Source organism: Nocardia uniformis NBRC 13702 (assembly GCF_001613345.1).
In the GTDB taxonomy this organism is placed as follows: Bacteria; Actinomycetota; Actinomycetes; order Mycobacteriales; family Mycobacteriaceae; genus Nocardia; species Nocardia uniformis.
Genome location: NZ_BDCE01000044.1, coordinates 153,681 through 172,940, shown reverse-complemented (window position 1 = coordinate 172,940; position 19,260 = coordinate 153,681). Strand labels below are relative to the sequence as shown.

22 protein-coding genes and 2 pseudogenes are annotated in these 19,260 nt (G+C 65.3%); 11 read left to right on the top strand and 13 right to left on the bottom strand.

The genetic code is table 11. The features are described 5' to 3' along the window. Window positions 1-108 precede the first annotated feature (108 nt). Both NU1_RS13745 and NU1_RS13740 read left to right on the top strand, forming a co-directional pair. A complete protein-coding gene (locus tag NU1_RS13745; RefSeq protein WP_067521239.1) occupies window positions 109-1,488 on the top strand; it encodes a TrkH family potassium uptake protein in 1,380 nt (459 codons plus the stop codon). Next, window positions 1,478-2,161, top strand: a complete 684-nt coding sequence (locus tag NU1_RS13740; RefSeq protein WP_245720111.1) for a potassium channel family protein — start codon at window positions 1,478-1,480, stop codon at window positions 2,159-2,161. Before NU1_RS13745 ends, NU1_RS13740 begins: the two co-directional genes overlap by 11 nt. A 96-nt stretch (window positions 2,162-2,257) precedes the next feature. On the opposite strand, the gene NU1_RS13735 is transcribed toward NU1_RS13740, so the two are convergent. Next, complete coding sequence (locus NU1_RS13735; RefSeq protein ID WP_067521233.1) at window positions 2,258-3,802, bottom strand: alanine/glycine:cation symporter family protein; 1,545 nt, start codon at window positions 3,800-3,802, stop codon at window positions 2,258-2,260. A 190-nt stretch (window positions 3,803-3,992) separates the two neighbouring features. Between NU1_RS13735 and NU1_RS13730 the strand changes: the two genes are divergently transcribed. The 3 genes from NU1_RS13730 (at window position 3,993) to NU1_RS13720 (ending at window position 6,861) form a co-directional block, all read left to right on the top strand. Next, a complete protein-coding gene (locus tag NU1_RS13730; RefSeq protein WP_067521231.1) occupies window positions 3,993-4,862 on the top strand; it encodes an alpha/beta fold hydrolase in 870 nt (289 codons plus the stop codon). A gap of 121 nt (window positions 4,863-4,983) precedes the next feature. Next, window positions 4,984-6,204 (top strand): L,D-transpeptidase, encoded by a 1,221-nt coding sequence (locus tag NU1_RS13725; protein WP_084521321.1) that lies wholly within the window; start codon window positions 4,984-4,986, stop codon window positions 6,202-6,204. A 210-nt stretch (window positions 6,205-6,414) separates the two neighbouring features. Continuing rightward, the gene (locus NU1_RS13720; protein WP_157552206.1) at window positions 6,415-6,861 is read left to right on the top strand and encodes a hypothetical protein; all 447 of its coding nucleotides are present in this window, start codon (window positions 6,415-6,417) and stop codon (window positions 6,859-6,861) included. Window positions 6,862-6,878: 17 nt separating this feature from the next. On the opposite strand, the gene NU1_RS13715 is transcribed toward NU1_RS13720, so the two are convergent. The 3 genes from NU1_RS13715 to ligD form a co-directional block, all read right to left on the bottom strand. Next, on the bottom strand, window positions 6,879-7,493 hold the full coding sequence (locus tag NU1_RS13715; RefSeq protein ID WP_067521226.1) for a hypothetical protein: 615 nt from the start codon (window positions 7,491-7,493) through the stop codon (window positions 6,879-6,881). Window positions 7,494-7,815: 322 nt separating this feature from the next. Next, window positions 7,816-7,974 carry a hypothetical protein gene (locus tag NU1_RS41380; RefSeq protein ID WP_157552204.1) on the bottom strand — a complete coding sequence of 53 codons (159 nt, stop codon included), beginning with the start codon at window positions 7,972-7,974 and terminating at the stop codon, window positions 7,816-7,818. Between the two features lie 19 nt (window positions 7,975-7,993). Further along, window positions 7,994-8,950 (bottom strand): non-homologous end-joining DNA ligase, encoded by a 957-nt coding sequence (gene ligD, locus NU1_RS13710; RefSeq protein ID WP_245720110.1) that lies wholly within the window; start codon window positions 8,948-8,950, stop codon window positions 7,994-7,996. A 300-nt stretch (window positions 8,951-9,250) separates the two neighbouring features. Between ligD and NU1_RS13705 the strand changes: the two genes are divergently transcribed. The 3 genes from NU1_RS13705 to NU1_RS13700 all read left to right on the top strand — a co-directional run bounded on the left by NU1_RS13705 (window position 9,251) and on the right by NU1_RS13700 (window position 11,933). Beyond that, window positions 9,251-10,492, top strand: a complete 1,242-nt coding sequence (locus NU1_RS13705; RefSeq protein ID WP_067521220.1) for an oxygenase MpaB family protein — start codon at window positions 9,251-9,253, stop codon at window positions 10,490-10,492. Between the two features lie 279 nt (window positions 10,493-10,771). Continuing rightward, on the top strand, window positions 10,772-10,915 hold the full coding sequence (locus NU1_RS42220; RefSeq protein WP_169815057.1) for a hypothetical protein: 144 nt from the start codon (window positions 10,772-10,774) through the stop codon (window positions 10,913-10,915). Between the two features lie 199 nt (window positions 10,916-11,114). Next, on the top strand, window positions 11,115-11,933 hold the full coding sequence (locus tag NU1_RS13700) for a bifunctional allantoicase/(S)-ureidoglycine aminohydrolase (protein WP_067521217.1): 819 nt from the start codon (window positions 11,115-11,117) through the stop codon (window positions 11,931-11,933). Window positions 11,934-11,950: 17 nt separating this feature from the next. Here NU1_RS13700 and NU1_RS13695 read toward each other — a convergent pair whose 3' ends face one another. The 4 genes from NU1_RS13695 to NU1_RS13680 form a co-directional block, all read right to left on the bottom strand. Continuing rightward, window positions 11,951-12,223, bottom strand: a complete 273-nt coding sequence (locus NU1_RS13695) for a winged helix-turn-helix transcriptional regulator (RefSeq protein ID WP_084521318.1) — start codon at window positions 12,221-12,223, stop codon at window positions 11,951-11,953. 59 nt (window positions 12,224-12,282) lie between these two features. Further along, window positions 12,283-12,669 carry a hypothetical protein gene (locus NU1_RS13690; protein ID WP_067521211.1) on the bottom strand — a complete coding sequence of 129 codons (387 nt, stop codon included), beginning with the start codon at window positions 12,667-12,669 and terminating at the stop codon, window positions 12,283-12,285. A 273-nt stretch (window positions 12,670-12,942) separates the two neighbouring features. After that, window positions 12,943-13,155 (bottom strand): hypothetical protein, encoded by a 213-nt coding sequence (locus tag NU1_RS13685; RefSeq protein WP_157552202.1) that lies wholly within the window; start codon window positions 13,153-13,155, stop codon window positions 12,943-12,945. A 165-nt stretch (window positions 13,156-13,320) separates the two neighbouring features. Continuing rightward, on the bottom strand, window positions 13,321-13,923 hold the full coding sequence (locus NU1_RS13680) for a class I SAM-dependent methyltransferase (protein WP_067521206.1): 603 nt from the start codon (window positions 13,921-13,923) through the stop codon (window positions 13,321-13,323). Window positions 13,924-14,411: 488 nt separating this feature from the next. Here NU1_RS13680 and NU1_RS13675 point away from each other — a divergent pair, with 488 nt between their 5' ends. The 3 genes and pseudogenes from NU1_RS13675 to NU1_RS40295 all read left to right on the top strand — a co-directional run. After that, on the top strand, window positions 14,412-15,788 hold the full coding sequence (locus NU1_RS13675; RefSeq protein ID WP_067521203.1) for an NAD(P)/FAD-dependent oxidoreductase: 1,377 nt from the start codon (window positions 14,412-14,414) through the stop codon (window positions 15,786-15,788). Then, entirely contained in the window at window positions 15,785-15,970 is a 186-nt protein-coding gene (locus tag NU1_RS13670; RefSeq protein ID WP_067521200.1) for a hypothetical protein, read from the top strand. Before NU1_RS13675 ends, NU1_RS13670 begins: the two co-directional genes overlap by 4 nt. A 128-nt stretch (window positions 15,971-16,098) precedes the next feature. Beyond that, window positions 16,099-16,698: pseudogene (locus NU1_RS40295) on the top strand (MBL fold metallo-hydrolase); the annotation flags it as partial. Window positions 16,699-16,841: 143 nt separating this feature from the next. Here the strand turns inward: NU1_RS40295 and NU1_RS43220 are convergent. The 5 genes and pseudogenes from NU1_RS43220 to NU1_RS13635 form a co-directional block, all read right to left on the bottom strand. After that, window positions 16,842-17,357, bottom strand: coding sequence for an SDR family NAD(P)-dependent oxidoreductase (locus NU1_RS43220; protein ID WP_371859789.1), 516 nt, complete (start codon window positions 17,355-17,357; stop codon window positions 16,842-16,844). Then, window positions 17,315-17,458: pseudogene (locus NU1_RS44215) on the bottom strand (SDR family NAD(P)-dependent oxidoreductase); the annotation flags it as partial. The pseudogene NU1_RS44215 and the gene NU1_RS43220, both read right to left, overlap by 43 nt. A gap of 69 nt (window positions 17,459-17,527) precedes the next feature. After that, on the bottom strand, window positions 17,528-18,013 hold the full coding sequence (locus tag NU1_RS13645; RefSeq protein WP_245720109.1) for a DUF4334 domain-containing protein: 486 nt from the start codon (window positions 18,011-18,013) through the stop codon (window positions 17,528-17,530). Between the two features lie 87 nt (window positions 18,014-18,100). Next, the gene (locus NU1_RS13640; protein WP_067521406.1) at window positions 18,101-18,637 is read right to left on the bottom strand and encodes a GNAT family N-acetyltransferase; all 537 of its coding nucleotides are present in this window, start codon (window positions 18,635-18,637) and stop codon (window positions 18,101-18,103) included. Window positions 18,638-18,863: 226 nt separating this feature from the next. Continuing rightward, the gene (locus tag NU1_RS13635; RefSeq protein ID WP_067521185.1) at window positions 18,864-19,160 is read right to left on the bottom strand and encodes a DUF1330 domain-containing protein; all 297 of its coding nucleotides are present in this window, start codon (window positions 19,158-19,160) and stop codon (window positions 18,864-18,866) included. Between the last annotated feature and the right edge of the window lie 100 nt (window positions 19,161-19,260).

The following is a 19,260-nucleotide window of genomic DNA, read 5'->3' as shown; positions in this document are numbered from 1 at the left end:
AAGCGCCGCAGACCGTCGACGCCCGGACGAGACCCAAAGGGGACGCATCGTTGAGTACGACCACCACCGGGACGGTGCCCCTATCGCCGTCCTCGGCGCACTGATCGCATGCCACGCACAGCGCAGCCGATCGTCCGCCGCCTGGGCCGACTCGGACATCCTGCTCGGCTCACCGTCGTGGGCTTCCTCGTAGTCAACGTACTCGGCGCGGCCCTGCTGACACTGCCGTTCGCGTCCGAGTCCGGCACCTGGACCGATCCGGTCACGGCACTGTTCACCTCGACGTCGGCGATCTGTGTGACCGGCCTGGTCGTCGTCGATACGTCGACCTACTGGTCGGGGTTCGGCGAGGGGGTGGTGCTGGGGCTCATTCAGGTGGGCGGCATCGGCATCATGACGGCGGCCTCACTGCTGGGGCTGCTGGTGGCTCGCCGGATGGGTTTGCGGATGCAGTTGATCGCGCAGGCCGAGACGAAGGCTTTGCAGCTGGGCGAAACGCGCCGGGTCGTACTCGGCGTCGTCGTGATGAGCGTGACGATCGAACTGGTGACGGCCGTGTTCCTCACCGGCCGTCGGCTGGTCACCACCGACGAACCCTTCAGCTCGGCACTGTATTACGGCACGTTCCACGCCATTTCGGCCTACAACAACGCGGGGTTCGCGCTGCACGGGGACAGTCTCGTGCGGCACGCGTCCGATCCATGGATCATCGTGCCCATCACGGTGGCATTCGTACTGGGCGGCCTCGGCTTTCCAGTGGTCTTCGAGACCGTGCGAGCGATGCGGGCCCGGCTGCGCGGCACCCCCGTGCTCGGCTGGTCCCTGCACACCAAGATCACCGTCTTGGCCTACGCCGGACTGGCCGTGGTCGGTGTCGTACTGGTAACCGCCCTCGAATGGGGTAATCCGGCCACCCTCGGCACCCATTCGTTCGGTGGTCGCCTCCTGGCGGGTGCCTTCCACGGCATGACTCCTCGCACGGCCGGATTCAACTCCGTAGACGTCGGTGCCATGCACCCGACCACGCTGCTGGTCAATGATGTGCTCATGTTCATCGGCGGTGGCAGCGCGGGCACCGCGGGCGGCATCAAGGTCACCACCTTCGCGCTGCTGGCCTTCGTGGTGTACGCCGAGGTCCGCGGCCAGCCCACCGTGCACGTTATGGGACGACGTTTGGCGGCGAGCGTGCAGCGCCAAGCGATTACGGTCGCGCTGCTCGGTGTCGGCGTCGTCATGGTCGCAACCATGATCCTGCTCGGCCTGTCCACCCATCGCCTGGACGCGGTGCTGTTCGAGGTGGTGTCGGCATTCGGGACGGTGGGCCTGTCCACCGGTATCACCGCCGATCTCCCCCCGTTGGGCCACCTGCTGCTCAGCGCGGTGATGTTCCTGGGCCGCGTCGGACCGATCACCCTGGCCGCGGCGCTCGCACTACGTGAATACGAACGCCGATACGAACTACCGGAGGAGCGCCCCATTGTTGGGTAAACCCGCGAAAACGCCGAAACACCCGACCACCCGGGTGGTTGTCATCGGTCTCGGCCGCTTCGGCGGTTCGCTCGCGCACGAACTGGTCGTACACGGCTCCGAGGTATTGGCCATCGACTCCGATCCGCGTCTGGTGCAACAGTTCTCCAATGACCTGACCCATGTCGCGGTCGCGGACACCACCGATCAGGAAGCGCTTGTCCAACTCGGCGTTCCCGACTTTCCGCACGCGGTGGTCGGTATCGGCACCGACCTGGAGGCGAGCATCCTCACCACCTCATTGCTGGTCGACTTCCAGATCCCCCGCATCTGGGCCAAGGCCACCAGTCGGCAGCACGGCCGGATCCTGGAGCGGGTCGGTGCCCACCACGTCGTACTACCGGAATTCGATATGGGCGAACGGATCGCGCATCTGGTCACCGGCCGCATGCTCGACTACATCGAATTCGACGAGAACTACGCCATGGTGCGCACCACCGCCCCGCGCGCGGTCGTCGGAATGACCCTCACCGAGAGCGGACTGCGCGAGCATTTCAATGTCACCGTCGTCGCGATCAAACGTCGAGGCGGCGAATTCACCTATGCCACACCGGAAACCGTCATTTTCGCGGACGACCAGCTGATTGTCTCCGGCAGTATCGTCTGCGTCGAATCCTTCGCCGACCTGGTGTGACGGCGTAGTACCAAGCGCCACAACGTAAGAGCGGTACGCCTGCCGGTGCAGACGTACCGCCCTTACGAGCTCTCGCCAGGAATGCGGTCGACCCGATCAGACCGTGGTCTGGGCGCGGTCCTTGCCGCCCGTCGGATCGTAGGTCTCCCAGAAGGTGGCTCCCGGGATATTCAGGGCCAGCGGATCGAAGACCGGGTCCAGGCCCGACTTCTTCTGCCGCTCGTAATCACGCAGTGCCTTGTACGCCGGCTGCTGCAGGATGATGACGCCGATAATGTTGAGCCAGGCCATCAATCCCACACCGATATCGCCGAGCGTCCACGCTTCCGACGCGGTCGACACCGCGCCGACCGCCACGGAGACCAGGATCAGCACCTGCAGGACCGCGGTGAGGTTCGTACCGATGGTGCCGCGAATGACCGGCACCGGAACCACCGAGTGCTTGCCGAGGATGAACCGCAGATTGGTCTCGGCCATGTAGTAGTACGCGATGATCGTGGTGAGGCAGAAGAACGCGAGCGATATCGCGATGAAGGACGAGCCGAAGCCGTTCCACAGCGTATCGATGCCGACCTGGGCGAAGGTCGGTCCGACCGCGGCATCCGAGGGCAGCGCCCCGCCGTCCTTCAGGACGGGACTCGTCACGGTGTCACCGTCGAACACCCGGTACGCGCCGGTCGACAGGATGAGGAATCCGGTCGCGGTGCAGATGAAGAGCGTGTCGATGTAGACCGCGAAGGCCTGGACCAGGCCCTGCTTGGCGGGATGGGAGACCTCGGCCGCCGCGGCGGCGTGCGGTCCGGTGCCCTGCCCGGCCTCATTGGAGTAGACGCCGCGCTTGACGCCCCACATAACCGCCGCGCCGATGATCGCACCGAACGCCGCGTCGGCGCCGAAGGCGCTGGCGAAGATCGTGCTCACAATGCCGGGGATCTCCGAGGCGTTGGAGAAGACGACGATCAGCGCCATCACGATGTAGGCGACCGCCATGAACGGCACCACGACACCGGCGAACGCGGCGATCCGCTTGACGCCACCGATGATCACGAAGGCCAGCACGATAATCATGCCGACAGCCACCACCCAGGTGGAGATGCCCCACGCCTGGTTCATGGCCGAGGCCATGGAGTTGGACTGCACGCTGGGCAGCAGCAGGCCACAGGCGAGTACGGTCACGGCCGCGAAAATGAAGCCGTAGATCTTGAACAGCGGAGCCGCGCGGGTGTGCGCCATCGCCCTGCTGAAGTAGTACGCGGGTCCGCCTCGGTATTCATTGGTGAGGGGATCGCGGGTCTTGTAGATCTGGCCGAGGGTGCACTCGACGAAGGAGGTCGAGGCTCCCAGGAACGCCACCGCCCACATCCAGAACAGCGCCCCGGGTCCGCCGAACGCGATCGCGGTGGCGACACCGGCGATATTGCCGGTACCCACGCGGCCGGACAGCGACATGGCCAGCGCTTGGAACGATGAGACACCCGACGGTGACTTCTCACCTCTGAACATCAGGCGAACCATTTCTGGCACCTGACGAACCTGGACGAACCTGGAGCGAATGGAGAAGTACACCCCGGCCGCGAGGCAGAGGTATATCAGCCCGTTGCTCCAGATGTAGCCGTTAATCGTGCCGAGGAACTCAGCCACCACACACTCCCATCGAGACTCCGGAATCGACAGGGATCGTCTCATGGACTCTGTGAACGGTTGTTACTTTTCGGTCAATACGGCGTAATCACCCAAAATAATCATCCTGACGGGCCACTACGGCGAAGATAAGTGCCGACAGCACGCCGGAGTGTTGGACGTTCCACGGGTTCCCCGGAACACTGACACAATGCCGACCGCGTACAAGAACCCCCGTTGTCAGCGTGCGGTGCGGCAGTGGTGCTCGAATACCTTGACGCACGCGGACTTTCCACTCACCGCCGCGACCGTGGACACGAGCGCCGGGCAGGTACGGCTCACCTCCGCCGGAACGGGTTCGCCGCGGGTCGTCGTGGTTCCCGGCACCGGCTTCAATGCTGCGGTGGCGCTGCCGTGGCTGCGGGCCCTGTCGGCGCACTGGGCGACCACGGTGGTGGATCTACCCGGTCAGCCCGGACTCAGCGATCCACGACGGCCGCGGCGGGACCGGCTGGCCTGGTACGGCCGGGTTCTGGACGAAGTCCTGGCCGCCGCTCAGCTGGACGAGGTCGTGCTCGTGGGCAACTCATTGGGCTCGGCGGTGGCCCTGGCCGCCGACTCACCCCGGATCGCGGCGCGGGCGCTGATCTCACCCGCCGGTTTCATCCGTCTGGCAGTGGAGCCGAAACTCGCGGTGGCCTCGACGGTGTGGCTGCTGCGCCCCACCCCGGAGAACACGCGCCGCATGCTCCGCCTCTTCGTCGCCCCCGGCGAGGAGCCACCCGAAACCGAGGTGGAATGGATGGCACTCATGGCCGGCTGCTGCCACACCACCCTGGCCCCGCCTCCCCTGCCCGCCGAACTACTGGCCCGCCGCGCCGAGCGGCCCTGCGTGGTCGGGGTCGGAGAATACGACCGATTCCTACCGCCGAAGCGGCTGGCCCAGGCACTGCGCCGAACCATGAACCTCGACCTCCGGGTCTTCTCCGATATGGGCCACCTGACCACCCCGCACCACCTCGACGATGTCGTATCGCTGGTGGCCGAGGTCGTCGAATCACCGAGCGATCGCACGCGCTGATCTCGGCGCACACCGGTCGATCGAGGAACGGTGTCGGTTGCGCGACGGATCAGTGGAGGTTGCGCTCGTCGGCGCGTCGGCTGCCGCCTCGGTGCCACATGCTGGCACGCAGGTCGGCAGGATGCCGGGCGAAGGGAGAGGTGCCGTGGCATTGCGACGTCGTGAGGTGCTGATCGGCTTTGTCGGTGCCGGGGGTCTCGCCGTCACCGGGTGCGCACGGGAGCAGGAAGCGCCGCCATCACCCCGGGCCGCGGCTATCCGGTTCGATCCCGCGCTGGACTCTCACGGGGTGAATGCGCGTATACCCGGCACGGTTACGGTGACCGACGGGACGTTGCGGTCGGTCGAGTGGATCGACGAAACGGGCAGGGCGCTGCCGGGAGCACTGACACCCGATCAGCGCGTATGGACCAGTGCGGAACCGCTCGGATACGGCCACACCTATACCGCGAAGGCGGTGGCGCAGGGTGAAACCGGCGAGGTCACCGCGACCGCGACGTGCGCCACGGTGGCGCCCGATCGACTCGTCGACGTCTCGCTGCGATCCGGCAACCTGGTCGAGCTCGCCGAAAATGACACTTACGGAGTGGGTTTCGTGTTGGTCGCACGTTTCGACCAACCCGTCGATCGGGCGGCGGCACAGCGCCAATTGCGGGTCAGCACCGAACCCGCGGTCACCGGCGCCTGGTATTGGCTCGACGATCAGAACGCGCACTGGCGGCCCGAGCACTACTACGCCCCGGGGACCAGGGTCACCATCGCGGCGGAGCTGTTCGGCGCGCCGCTCGGCGACGGCGCTTACGGCCTACGCGATCAACATATTTCGGTGCTCATCGGCCCGGCCCATGTCGCCATCGCCGACGACGACACCAAACACATCGATGTCTTCGAGAACGGAAACCTGGTGCGCAGTATGCCCACCTCGATGGGTATGGGCGGTAGCGCGGCCGTCGGCGGTACGGTGCTGTCGTTCTGGACCCGGCCCGGCATCTATACCGTTCTGGATCGCAAGAACCCGGTGATTATGGATTCCGCCAGCTACGGCCTACCGGTCAATTCCCGGCTCGGCTATCGAACCACCATCAATCACGGTGTCCGCATCAGCCACGACGGGATTTTCGTGCACGCGCTGGCGGAAAGTATGTGGGCACAGGGCAATACCAATGTCTCGCACGGCTGCCTGAACCTCTCCCCCGACGACGCCGCCTGGTTCTACGACTTCGTCATACCGGGCGACGTCATCGAGGTTCGCAACACCGGCGGCGACCCCCTCGATATCTGGCAGAACGGCGATTGGACCATCCTGTGGCCCGACTGGCTCCGCGGCGGCGCCCCGGCCTGACCGGTTCGGGGGCGCGGCGGGTGGATTCACAAAGGAAATGGGCCGTCTTATTGCGAAAGGCCCCTGGACAATTCCCCTGCCTTTGCACCGTAAAGTGATAGCTTTTCTCTATGATCGACTGGATCTGACAATCGCTGCGCATCAAAGGGAGATTCGGTGTCCAGGGCTGTGAAGGCTGCCGCCGCACGGGTTTGCGGAGGAATTCTCGCGATGTCCGCGTGCCTGTTCGGGGCGGGCACCGCACACGCCGATGATGCCCCCGGCCCGGTGCTGATCGGTGACACCGCGTATTTCGCTTTGGGCGATTGGAACTGTTCGATCGGTGCGGGCGGCACGGTCGGGTGCGACCTCGCGGTACCGGCCTCCCACATGAATGTGCTGTTCGCCGGAATGCAGGTACCGCTGCCGTATGTGCCCGCGATCATCATCGATTCCGCCACCTGGCCCGCCCACCCCCAGTGGAACTCCAACGGGAGCCACACACTGCCGGGCGGAAATCCAGCATTGCCGCGCATCGCACCCGTGAACTACCACGACCCACGGTATTCGGTCACCCATGCCGGAGCGACCTGCCAAATCACCTTCAAAGATGTGGCTGTGTGTACCTCGATGGGCCACGGGTTCAGCCAATGGGGACCAGTGCCGCACGGCTACTGATCCCCATGAATCAACTACTACCGGTACCAGACGCCGGATTCCCAAGCGCCGTAATCCCATACGTTGAAATTGTATCGACTGTGCGCACCTCCGAAGAGGTAGCCCCACCAACCAGCGGAGGTGTCGCAGATCTGGTCGTCGCGGTTGCATACGGTCAGAACCGGGAAGCCACCGAACCAATTGTCGACGCCCGCCAGCGGATAACCGACGATTCCACTCCCGGGAGTCGACGACAACCCGCCCCAACCCGGCCCGGGGGCACGCTTGGGATCCGCCAGGAGAATGGCATTGGCATTGCCCACACCCTGGTTCGCGGTGACCCAGGCATGCAGGATGCCCGCACCCTCACTATGTCCGATCAATCTGATGTGGTCGCCCGGGCATTGATTGCGATGCCCCCAGAACAGCCTGTTGATTTCATGGAACCCCGACATCGGGTCGGCGGAGTTGTAGCCCACGGGCTGATTCACGAACGGGACGAATACCGACGAGGAGTTGTCGCCGAGACCGCCGATTCCAATGGCCCAGTCGCCAGTACAAGTACCGGCGAGTGCCTTCGGACTTGTCACGTGAGTGATGGAGAGGAGGATGGCCAGCAGTAATGCGGCGAAGAGCGCCGTTGCTCTACGCATAGTCGTACTTCTTAACTTATTGTGCCTCCGGGTCCGGCCCGGCTTGCGCAGGGTGTACCCAGAAATTGCTGGTGTGCTTGATTTCTGGCGAAACAGTTACCTGGGCCGCGTTTTTGTATGCCGTAATGCGATGTCAGAGGCCATCATCGGCGAAAGGGCGCGGGCTTGCCGGACGGTGACGCGAATGGCGGACGCCGCACCTGTCGCGAAACCCGCTGGGGCAACCACCCACCCATCGATGTGCCGCCGTACCCCTCGCACTCGAAAGGGATACGGCAGCTGCGGAATACACGGGCCGCGAGTGAGGCACCGCCCGGACATCTCAGCTGCCCGAGCCGCTGGGCAGCAGACCCGACAGCGAGCCGGTATCGACGCCGCCCTTGGTGATCTCGACGACGGTCGACTTGCTCGAGGAGCCCTGAGTGGCGACGATCGTGTACGCGCCCTGCGCCGATGGACGCCAGTCGCCCGTATTTCCCAACAGTATTGGGAGACGCGGCTTATTCCTCGTCGAGGTCGACGTCGACCTGGTCGCGGTCGGCCCATTCCAGGAGCGGTTCGAGATCGAATACCGCGTCGTCGATACCGGCGTGCAGATCGCCCAGTTCAGCGTAGCGCCCGGGCACCGTGGCCATGGTGAAGTCGCGGGGGTGCAGGTCGGGAAGTTCGTCCCAGCGGATCGGGGTGGATACCGTCGCCTCGGGGATGCCGCGCACCGAGTAGGCGGCGGCGATGGTGTGATCGCGGGCGTTCTGGTTGTAGTCGACGAACAGCAGGCTCGGATCGCGGTCGCGCCGCCACCAGGCGGTGGTGACGTCATCGGGTGCGCGCCGTTCGACCTCGCGGGCGAAGGCGAGCGCGGCCCGGCGCACCTCCTTGAACCCGAATTGCGGGGCGATACGCACATAGACGTGTAATCCATTGCCGCCGGAGGTTTTCGGCCAGCCGACCGCCCCGAGCTCGTCGAGCACCTCGTGGACCACACCGGCCACCCGCCGCACCCGCGACCACGGGCAGTCCGGCATCGGATCCAGGTCGATGCGCCACTCGTCGGGCAGTTCGGTGTCGAAGCGGCGGGAGTTCCAGGGATGGAATTCCACGGTCGACATCTGTACGGACCAAATGACATCCGCGAGTTTCTCGACGCACAGTTCGTCGGCGGTGCGCCCGAAGCGCGGGAAGTGCAGCCGCACGGTGGGAATCCATTCCGGGGCGCCGCCGGGCAGCCGCTTCTGATGCACCTTGTCACCGGAGAGTCCCTTGGGGAATCGGTGCAGCATGCACGGCCGGTCACGCAGCGCGTTGACGATCCCATCACCGACGCTGAGGTAGTACTGCACCAGGTCGAGCTTGGTCGCCCCGGTCTCGGGGAAATACACCCGATCCGGATTCGAGATACGCACCGTATGGTCGCCGACCGTCAGCTCCACGGCGGGCGACGCCGATTTACTGGCCACCCGTCCGACCATAACGGGCAATCCGACCACGTGCGTGGCACAACACGATTTGCCTGATCGGGACGGGTCCGGCGCACCTCGCCCCTTGCGACGCGAGGTCGGCCAGCAAGGACCTCGGTGCCGCTACCACAAGGCCGCCTGCCGTGCTTCTAAGTATCTCTCAATTCTGACACAGCAAAACGTTGAAAGTACGTACAGCGGGCCATCACGCACGTTAAGTTACTGCTCATTCTCCAAGTTTTGGAGGAGCGACACGGGTGCCATCGCGGTGGCGTCCGAGCTCTTTGAGGAGTAGCGACAATGGATACAGTCAACAGACGCAATGCGATGAAAGCCGGTGGGGCGCTGGGCATGTTCGGCGCACTGGCCATGATGACCCCCGCGCGGGCGCAGCCGTGGACCTGGTCGCCGCAGGGTTCGGTGGCCGGGACCGGAGCCGGGCTCGACCCTATGACGGTGTGGGACGCCGAGGCCGACCCGGTGGTCGCCGGACTGCTCGACCGCGGCGAAGTCCCCCGGGTCAACGAGTTGTTGCGGACCTGGACGAAGAACGGTCAGCCCCTCCCCGCCGGCCTGCCCACGGAATTGCGCGATTTCATGGAGTACGCCCGCCAACTGCCGCACTGGACCGATCCCGGAAAGCTGGGCACCGCGGTCGAGTTCAACAAGAAGCGGGGGCTCTATCTCGGGGTGCTGTACGGGCTGGCCAGCGGCATGATGAGCACCGTCATTCCGAAAGAGGCGCGCGCGGTGTACTACTCCAAGGGCGGCCACGATCTCAAGGACCGAATCTCCAAGACCGCCAAACTCGGCTATGACATCGGGACCGCGAATGCCTATGCCCCCGATGGGGAAATGGTGGTGACCTGCGTCAAAACCCGCCTCGTACATGCCGCCGTGCGACACCTACTGCCACGGTCGCCGCACTGGGTGGCCTCCGCCGAGGAGGACATCCCGATCAGCCAGAACGACATCATGGTCACCTGGCACAGTCTGCCCACCACCGTCATGAAACACCTGACCGCCTGGAATGTGCCGATCCCACCGCACGAGTCGGATGCCTTCCTGCACTCGTGGCAGGTGGCCGCGCACATGCTCGGCGTCCGCGACGAGTACATCCCGAATTCGTGGCCCGAGGCCAATTCCCAAGCCGCACAGGTCCTGGACCCCATTATCGCGCCGACCCCCGAGGGCGTGCAGCTCGCCGACCGGCTGCTGCGACTCGGCGTCAACCTCGATCTGGCCGTCCTCAGCAAGCCGGTACTGGGGGCGTTCACCCGCTTCCTGCTCGGTGACCAGATCGCCGACGGCCTGGCGATTCCCCGCGAACCGGTCTGGGACCCGCTACTGCGGCTGAGTTGGGGACCGTTCATAGCGGTCCGCGAAGGTCTGCTCCCCGTCGTCCCGCTGGCACCGGACGCCTACTGGCTCTTCGACGAATTCCTCCGCCAGGCCGCCCTCATCTACCTGGCCGAACTACGTTTGCCGATCAGCATCGAACTACCCATGATGAACCGGGATATGAGCCAGCCGCCGCGCTGATGCGTGCGTCGACGACCGTGTGATCCGGCCTGAACGTGCCTTATCGCTCGAATCGGTCCGAAATAGGCTCGAATCAGCGGAAAGTGCATGCTCAGGCCAACCCGTCTGTGGTGCGCTCGGCAGTGAGATCGGCGATGAAAGAACGTATTACCGCGGCGCATTCGGGAGCGTGGGATTCGATTGACGTCCTCTTCGGCCTGAAGGCCGAAGCTGACACTCCCCGGCCACGGCACCTACCGGGGTCACGAAGGCTCCGTCTGGGGCGGCGGCGCGATCTCCATGACCAGCGCCGACGGCACCCGACGAATGTCGATAGCGGTGAACCTGCAGCGATGGAACCGACTCGACTCGGCCCAAATACCCCAGCCCCACCCCATCGACGACGCACTGCACTCCCTGATTCAGCTGGCGCTGCACGGTTGACACAGTGGTCGGATTCGACAGGCGCTCGCCAGCAGCGTTCGCTGGGTGTGAAGCTACGGATTCCACTCGGATCGAAGGTGTCCGATCTGTCGGTTCATACGATTGCTTCCACCTGCCGGTAATGAATACCTTGATCTCGCGGACCGCGTAGAGACACCACGGCGGTATTTCAGCATCGACACGATGGGAATTGGCACACTTGAGCGAGCCGACGTACTACGCACCCGAGGGCGGCCTGCCGTCTCAGACCACGCTGCTGACCAGCCGAGCCGTCGTGAAGGAGGCGTACACGGTCATTCCGCGCGGCGTGCTGCGCGACATTGTGACCAGCAACCTGCCCGGGTGGGCCAACACTCGGTCGTGGATCCTCGCCAAGCCCATTGCCGGGTTCGCCACCACGTTCGCGCAGTACATCGTCGAGGTATCACCGGGCGGCGGCAGTACCGAGCCCGAGCCCGAGCGTGGTGTCGAGTCGGTGGTGTTCCTGCTGACCGGCACCCTGAACGTCGTCATCGAGGGCGAGAAGCACAGTCTCACGCCGGGCGGGTACGCCTATCTCCCCGCGGGCGCGAACTGGTCGGTGGCCAACGAGTCCACCGAGGTGGCGGCCTTCCAATGGGTCCGCAAGGCGTACGAACCACTCGAGGGCTACACGCCGCAGCCGTTCGCGGTGCAGGAGCAGGACCTCGAGCCCACGCCGATGCCCGGCACCAACGGCGCCTGGGCCACCACCCGATTCGTCGACCCGAACGACCTCGCTCACGACATGCACGTCAATATCGTGACCTTCGAGCCCGGCGCGGTAATCCCGTTCGCCGAGACACACGTCATGGAACACGGCATCTACGTCCTCGAAGGCAAGGCGGTATACCGCCTCAACGACGACTGGGTCGAGGTCGAAGCGGGCGACTTCATGTGGCTGCGCGCCTTCTGCCCCCAAGCGTGCTACGCGGGCGGCCCCGGCAAGTTCCGCTACCTGCTGTACAAGGACGTCAATCGTCAGATCAAGCTGACCTGACGACTGCTCGCGGAAACTCAGCGGAGTTGCCGTTCCCAAGCTTCGGCCCAACTCGTGACCGGTTCCAGGCTGCTGACGAGCTCGCGTCCGATCGGTGTCAGCACGTAACCGGTGGTGTTTTCCACGAGCTGTGCCTGGACGAGTTCACGCAGTCGCGTGGTGAGCACACTCGACGAGATATCGCCGCACGCGGCGCGGAGTGCGCGGAAGGTCAGCGGCTGCTCGGCTCGGTCGAGTTCCCAGATCACCCGCAGGGTCCACCGTCGTCCGATCAAGTCGAACAACGCCATGGTCGGACGGCCGGTGGTCGATCCGCGGACCGGCTTGCCCGGGCGAGGCGCGACCACCACTACGCCGACTGCTCGGGCAGCGGCGAAACTTCCATCCGCTGAGCCATTTTCGCCATTGCCGCGCGCAGTGACCGATACGGCCGCAGGTACAGCGTGATGTGTTCGAGCCGACCGTCTTCCGAGTACGTCTCCCGGACCATGCCCTGCAATTCATGGTCGTCGACCCGAGCGGTGAAGGCGTGCACACCATCTCGCTCGCTGGACCAGCGGCCAGTCTGGTCGACCCGCTCGAGGACCGTCGCGATGAGAGTGAGCATATGCACGGTTCGCGCGCGGCCGTGATAGTCGGCGGCCGGGCTGGAGAAGGTCGCGTCCGCGGCCAAGCTGTTCACCAGCGGACCCGCATCGCCGCTCTGCCAGAAGGGAATTACCACACCATTGGCCATGCCTCTATTTTAGAGGCAGCGTCAAATGTGCCCGGCCTCCAGGCCCGATCCAGCGGCAACCAGCTCCCAGGCCATCCTCGATGGTTGCACCGCGATAACCGGGAACCGCTGCGGTCCAACAACTCCGGGGTGACGATTCCGCCGCACCTGGCGGATGCTGAGATGCTCTCAGCCCGTTGACCTGCGGGCGTGCCGCTCAGCGGTTCAGGTCCCACTCAGCGGCATTATCGCCATAGCGGTAGCCGACGCCACTTCCCACCTAACTCGCCGCGGTCACGTGGGAATGGCGATGGAACAGGACCTGGCGCCCACAGCACAAGCGAGCGACTCGAGCAGGTTCTGCACCACCTCAGCAGAACCGGTGCCGATCGAACTGCTGCCCGTACCGGTAGTTTCCGCGGCGGCCGGACCGGCCGCAGCGACAAGTCCCGCGGTGACGGCGATAGCAGCGACACCGATGCGCAGTGTCCGAATCGGGAAGATCATGACCGAATCGTATAGTCGGGCCGTCGATTTCGGCTGCCCCCGAATACAGGGGCCGCAGCCATCCCTCGAGTGGCCGAGACCGCCGATCGCCACGAGCACCTGGCTTCGATCACGAATCTCGGAATCGATCCGAGTGCTGCCGGGCGAAGGGGGGTGGGTGCTTCGCTACCTCGTTTTGTGCCAGGTGAAGGCGTATCGCCATAGCGGTAGCCGACGCCATTTCATTCCGGGTAGTACCGCAGTGGCGATCTGTTTGGCCTCGGTGTAGGTGTGCGGAAACCGCATCTGCACGGGAGCGTTGTGCTGCCAGAAGCCGCGAGTGCGGGAGAGAACCTGGTGCTGGACGATGCCCGCCAGTTCAAAGGCGTAGTCGTGCACGGTCGAACTGCGGGCGCAACCGATCACGACCAGGGCGCCACCGGGGGCGGTCAGGTCAGCGAGGCGTTGGAGGCCGACGACGAGATCGGGGAAGTGATGGACGGTTGCGACTGCGGCAACGAGGTCGTAGTGCGCTTCGGGCAAGTCGTAGGTCAGGGCGTCGCCGGTGATCCAGGTGATGTTGCCGGAAGCGCTGGATTGAGCGCGGGCGATGATCTCAGCGTCGGAGTCGATGCCGGTGACTTCGGGGATCTTCTCGGCGAGGCGTACCGCGAGGAGGCCATCGCCGGTGCCGACGTCAAGAGCGGTGCGCGCTGTTGACGGCGCGGCGTCCAGCGCGATGTCGTAGTAGTGGGTGTTGTGGTTCCATCGATCTTGTTCCTTGCGCACCTGACCACTGTGGCATGCATCAAAGGGCTGGGTGGGTGGCCAGGTGAGGCGTTTGGCCGCCGTCAGAAGCGCTGGCTCCGTTGATCTTCCAGGGCAACCACTGCCGTCGGCTCGATCAGCGGCATGCTCGCCATTCGGCAATCCAGGACGTTGTTAGGCCGAGATGGTCTCGCCTCGTTGATCTTCGGGTGTGCGTGTGGCCTCGAACCGCGCCACGCGGCATGACCGGGTCTTCCACCCCGCCCTCGGATTGTGCCCACTAGGACGCCTGAAGAGTAGGCGGAAAGTGGTCGGAGGAGGCCCTGTGCGTGCTGGAGGGGTGCCCCTCGCTCCCGATCCGAGCGGGTCGGATCGTTGCGGTCGTGTGGTCGATTCACGGCATTGCACCCCGTTCATTTATGTGTAACGATCTGTCACAGTATTCATGGTCGGCGCTGACCTGGAGTTGTGCTTCCCGGCGCGCCCTGCACCCCGGAGGAGCTGGTGTCATGGCGGGGTCGGAATTCGATGTGGTGATCGTCGGCGGACGCTGCGCGGGCGCGACGTTGAGCACGGTGCTCGCGCAACACGGCGTGAAGGTCTGTGTCGTGGACAAGGCCGGGTTTCCCAGCGAGACGCTCTCGACGTGTGTGTTCCAGTCCAACGGCGTCGAGGTTCTGCGCCGGATCGGGGTGCTCGAGGAGATCCTCGCAGCAGGAGCGAGCGTTATACGGGGTGCGACGGTGACCAGCACGCACCAGAAGTTCACCGTCGACCTCGACCCCGATTCCTACGGCACCCTGCTCGGGATGCGCCGGACCACGATGGACGCGATTCTGATCGGCCACGCCGCCCGTGCCGGTGCGGAGGTCCGCACGCAGTGCCCGGTCGAGGACGTGATCTTCGAAGACGGGCGAGCGCGCGGGGTGCGTACCCGCGCCGGGGAGATTCGGGCGCGGGTGGTGATCGGCGCGGATGGTCGATACTCGACGGTGGCCCGGTCGGTCGGGGCGCGGGAGTACTGCACGCGCCCCGGTGGCCGGGTGCCGACCTGGTCGTTCTATGAAGGGGTCGACCCCGACCAGGGTCTGTTCTTCGGCGCGGTCGGCGGTACACGCGGTGGATCGACGGCATTTCTCGGGTTGCCGCTCGATGGCCAGTTCCTGGCCACGGTCGCGGTGCCGACCGCGGAGGCCGAGGGGTATCTGGGCGACCGCTACACCCAGTTCGACGCCCGGTTGCGGCTGTTTCCGGAGTTGGCAGCCGCAGTCGAGGGCGCTACCCGGGTCGGGCCGATTCGGGTTTTGCAGAAGTGGCACAGCTACTTCCGTGAATCAGCAGGCTCGGGGTGGGCATTGGTCGGAGACGCGGGCAACTTCAAGGACTACTCCCTGGGCCAAGGGCAGTCCGATGCTTTCCGGCAAGCCGAATATCTGGCCGGACGGCTGGTCGCGGGCTTGGCCCCGGGAGCGGACCTCGATAGCGAACTGGCCGATTGGTGGCGGTGGCGCGACCGTGATGCGTGGCAGCTGTACTGGGCCAACTGCCTACTCGGCGAGCCGTACCTGCCCGACGCCGTCGCCGACGGCCTGTTCGGTCTAGCGGCCGCCGACGACGCTGTCGCCTTGGACTTCGCCCGCATTTTCAACAAGAGCGTGACCACGCTGCGCGCCGCGGCCACACCCGCACGGCTGGCCCGGATCGCCCCGCGCATGGTCGGCTCCCAGCTCGCCACACCCAGCGGGGGCCTGGTGCGCGACACCCGCGCCACAGCCGAAATGGCGACGTTCACCGCGAAGCTCCTGGCCCAACACCCGCGCTCCCCGTGGAACCGACGACACCCACCACGCGCTCATGACGACCGCCGCGTACCGGGGTTGTCGTGAACGCGATCCTCGTGCCGGTCATCGTGATCGGCGCGCTGCTGGTGTTGCTGCTCCTGCTCGGTCCCGACGTCGATGTGGATCTGAGGGGCCGTGAGATCTCCGAAGCCTATGCACGCCGGCGACAGCGAGAACGCCTTGCGCACGGCCACGAGTGTTGTCTGCGTCGCCGTGGCTCGCCGTGAACGCCGACCTACCGATGCCGGCTCGTGCAAGTGGCACAGCCACTTTCGTGAATCAGCAGCGAATCGGCACCGCCTGACACCGCGCCGACGCCCCTGCCGGACGGATTCGCTGACGACAGGAGAATTCTATGAAGGTCCACCACCTCAATTGCGGAACGATGCGGCCCCCGGTCGGCGGGTTGTCCGTCGCCCACGTCCTGCTGGTGGAAACCGCTGAGCATCTTGTGCTCGTCGATGCCGGCTATGGGTTGGACGACATCGCCGACCCGAGTCGTATCGGCCCAGTCAGGCATCTGATCCGACCCGAACTGCTCGCCAGCGAGACCGCCGCCCACCAGATTCGCGCGTTGGGCTATGACGTGCGCGATGTCCGCCACGTCGTGGCCACGCACCTCGACGTCGATCACATCGGGGGTGTCAGCGATTTCCCCGAGGCCGTGTTGCACACCACCGCCACCGAAAAAGCCGCCGCCTACCATGGCGGCTTGCGGTCGGTGCTGCGCTATCGGCGCGGGCAGCTACCGCAGGAAGCGCGCGTGCGGGCACATGCCCCGGGAGCCGACAGCTGGTACGAGTTTCCCGGTGCCACGCACCTGTCGGAGATCGCGGAGGGCATCGTGTTGCTGCCATTGCCGGGCCATACCCGCGGTCACGCCGCTGTCGCGGTCGATGCCGGAAGCCACTGGGTATTGCACTGCGGCGACGCGTTCTTCCATCAAGCCACCCTGCGGCGGGCCTCGATCCCGGCCGCCTTGCGCCTGACCGAAGCCGTCCTCGCCGACCAACCCCACCGGATCGCACGCAGCCACGAACGCCTCGCCGCACTGCACGCCACCCAGCCGGGTACCACACCGATTCGCATCGTCTGCGCTCACGACCCACAGATGCTCGCCGATGCCCAGGCTGCCGGCTCCAGAGGGCGACGCTGCCGCCCCGCCCTACGGCAGCGAACGGGCCGACGACAACGCGAGTCATGTTCGCGGCGTGGGGATCTCAGTTGTGCGCGCAGAGCCGCTCGGTGCCGTGGTGGGCGACGTTGCCGCCGTCGAGATGAACCCAGCGGCCGTCTCCTTCGCAAGGCTCCCCCGCTACCAGCGCCGGGCCCGGAGTCGGTAAGCGAGAGAGCGGCTTTGGTGCCGATCATGGTGCCGAAGGTGTTGATTTCCAGTATTCGACGGGTGAGTGCGTCGCTTTCCTCGAGCAGCGCGCCGGTCGGCATGATGCCCGCATTGTTCACCAGCATCTCCAGCGGCCCGAGTTGCTGTTCGACGGCACTCAGATACCGACGAAAGGATACGGGGTCGGTGACGTCGAGAGTCTGATGATGGTCGGCGCCAGTTCCGCTGCGGTGGCGGTGAGGGTTTCGGCGTCGATGTCGGCTATCGATACCCGCGCACCGCGGGCCAGAGCTGCTTCGGCGATCACTCGGCCGATTCCGCGGGCGGCTCCGGTGATCACGATGGTTCTGCCGCTCAGGGTTCGGCTCATCGTCTTCCTTCGATTGTGCCTCGACCGGTCCTGTTCGAGGCGGCGTCGCGGGGGTGGTAGGTGGGTGCTTCAGCGTTCGAGGACGAAGAAGTACGGCTGAGCCAGTCCGCGCTTGTCCATCACCCCGAACAACGTGTTCTCGTCGAGGCGGCGGAAGTGGTCGATGATCGGGAGGTGGTCGTAGACCATGGCCGCGCTGGTGACCCCGCGGTATTCGATCTCGCGCAGGCGCGCGCCGGGTTGGGACGTGCGCAGTAGCGGGGCGAGGACGCTCAGGCGGTTGCGTACCGGGCGTAGCAGCCGCGAGGGAACCCGTCCGGCCAGTGACATTGGCACCCGACGAGGGCTGACGGCGACGATCGTTCCTCTTTCGTCGGCGAACAGCAGAGGGTATACGTGTTCAGGGGTGTCGAACTGCTTTCCGTACCAGCCGGATTCGGCGAGTGCGCCGTCCATCGGATGTCCGGTGGGCAGTTCTCGCCCGCACCATCGCCCGGTCGTGATCTCGGCGACCCGGACCGCGGGCAGCGAGTCGAAGATCTCCCACGCTCGCACGCTGGTGCAGCCATGTTCGGGCCGACCAACGCGCGGGTCGCGGCAGTACCGGACGTTCGAAATGCCAGGCCGGAATCCGCGCAACCGTCAAATCGACGTCGTGCTGCGCGAGCCAATGGTGACCCAGTAACGCCGCGCTAGACCGAGCTTGGTGTCCTGAATGCTTTCGAGGACGCCGCCGTGACGCTCGATCGTTTTGGCGGAGCCCACATTGTCTTCTGCACAGACCAGTAGCACCCGGTCCATGCCCAGACCTCGTGCATCGTCGAGCATCCGGCCCAGCGCCCAGGTCGCTACACCACGTTGGCGGGCGGATGGCCGGATGCCGAAGCCGATGTGCCCTGTCCGCATTACCGTCTCATCGGACCCGTACCGCAGTGCGATTCCGCCGAGAACCTTTCCTCCCTCGACGATCCATCGGTATATGCAGCGGGTCCCGTTGGTATTCCAGTGATCTGGCTCGTCGGTGAGCCGTGCTACCCAGGCCTCGAACCCGCGAGGCGACTCGATCTCGTCGGTGGGCAGAAGCCCGAAACCGTCTTCATGCAGACCCGGACCCCACTCGGCATGTGCCTCAAACCAAGACGGGTGTAAATCCGTGGTGGGCAGAGCTAAATCGGGCACCATGTCACCGTATCGACGATGCAACGTACTGCACGGAACTCGGCATTATCGTGCGTTGCAGTTGATCGAGATGACCTCCGCCCGTTGGTCTTCGGGCGCGCTCCGTGGCCGCTCCGATCAGCGCCGTAGGCGGCAGTTCCGGACGTTCTCGCTGAGATTCTCCACAGTGGAATCTGGCACTAGGCGTCAGCGTAACGGATGCTCAGCGAGGGCTGCGGCCCGCCGGTCAGTCGATGCCTTCGATGATGCGGAAGTCGCGCTCGACGCCGTCGGGGAGGGCCACCAGCGCCTTCTGGTATGCCTCGCTCTCGTATGCCGCGACGGCCTCTTCAAAGCTGTTGAACTCGATCAGAATGACACGTTGCGTGATTCCGGCCTCGTGGGCGACGACTCGACTACCGACATGGGTCAGGAGGCGCCCGCCCCCAGCCTGGACAGCCGGACCGGCCAGCTTGTTGTAGGCGGTCAGCCTCTCAGGGTCGGAAATGGCGGGGTAGACACTGACCCAGTAGCCCTTAGCCATGGAAACCTCCTGTGTTCGACCGGACACGTCCGACTTCGAATCGACACTCGAATCGATCGATCCCGGCGACGGGTACTGCGGTCAGTTGAATCGTCATATG

Coding starts and splice junctions, on each gene's coding strand:
- NU1_RS13745 (WP_067521239.1), top strand. CDS start 109: ATGCCACGCACAGCGCAGCCGATCGTCCGCCGCCTGGGCCGACTCGGA.
- NU1_RS13730 (WP_067521231.1), top strand. CDS start 3,993: ATGCCGACCGCGTACAAGAACCCCCGTTGTCAGCGTGCGGTGCGGCAG.
- NU1_RS13725 (WP_084521321.1), top strand. CDS start 4,984: ATGCCGGGCGAAGGGAGAGGTGCCGTGGCATTGCGACGTCGTGAGGTG.
- NU1_RS13720 (WP_157552206.1), top strand. CDS start 6,415: ATGTCCGCGTGCCTGTTCGGGGCGGGCACCGCACACGCCGATGATGCC.
- NU1_RS13715 (WP_067521226.1), bottom strand. CDS start 7,493: ATGCGTAGAGCAACGGCGCTCTTCGCCGCATTACTGCTGGCCATCCTC.
- NU1_RS13705 (WP_067521220.1), top strand. CDS start 9,251: ATGGATACAGTCAACAGACGCAATGCGATGAAAGCCGGTGGGGCGCTG.
- NU1_RS42220 (WP_169815057.1), top strand. CDS start 10,772: ATGACCAGCGCCGACGGCACCCGACGAATGTCGATAGCGGTGAACCTG.
- NU1_RS13695 (WP_084521318.1), bottom strand. CDS start 12,223: ATGGCGTTGTTCGACTTGATCGGACGACGGTGGACCCTGCGGGTGATC.
- NU1_RS13690 (WP_067521211.1), bottom strand. CDS start 12,669: ATGGCCAATGGTGTGGTAATTCCCTTCTGGCAGAGCGGCGATGCGGGT.
- NU1_RS13685 (WP_157552202.1), bottom strand. CDS start 13,155: ATGATCTTCCCGATTCGGACACTGCGCATCGGTGTCGCTGCTATCGCC.
- NU1_RS13675 (WP_067521203.1), top strand. CDS start 14,412: ATGGCGGGGTCGGAATTCGATGTGGTGATCGTCGGCGGACGCTGCGCG.
- NU1_RS13635 (WP_067521185.1), bottom strand. CDS start 19,160: ATGGCTAAGGGCTACTGGGTCAGTGTCTACCCCGCCATTTCCGACCCT.